General features: G+C 62.9%; 1 pseudogene. It reads right to left on the bottom strand.

Features of this window, described 5'->3' with window-relative positions:
• Window positions 1–373: pseudogene (locus AWU74_RS14365) on the bottom strand (hypothetical protein); the annotation flags it as partial.
• Between the last annotated feature and the right edge of the window lie 74 nt (window positions 374–447).

The raw sequence follows: 447 nt of genomic DNA, 5'->3' as shown, positions 1-447 counted from the left end.
AGCGACCTGCGGTAAGGTTCGAGCCATTTCCCGGAGCTACCTGTCGGGCGTCCGCTATAATGCCGAACGGACGGCCGGCAGGCCGAGCGTCACGGGCATTGACCGCGAGTTTGAGTGGAGCAGTTCTCAACTGAATCTCGGCGATCCTCGCGGCCGGTAAGTTCTGCTCGATCTCTATGGAAACCTTCACCTGCGGACCGCACGTACTGGCAATCAGCTCGCCCATTCCGTGAATCAGGTCTCCCATGTGAGCCGGCTTGGCCTGGAGTGGTTGGCGTCGTGCGAATGCGAGTAGCCGCTGCACAAGGGTCTTGGCTCTTTCGGCGGACTGCATCGCCCCGGCGATCAAGCGCTGCGCGCGGTCGCCACCCAAGCCCCGCCGTTGCAAAGCATCCAGCACGCCGACGACTCGCGTTGGCCGATCTGTTAAGTAGTGGTCGACGCCGC

It is taken from the genome of Treponema endosymbiont of Eucomonympha sp., from assembly GCF_001028545.1.
The sequence above is the reverse complement of the archived record's forward strand: the minus strand, read 5'-3'. Positions and strand labels throughout refer to the sequence as shown.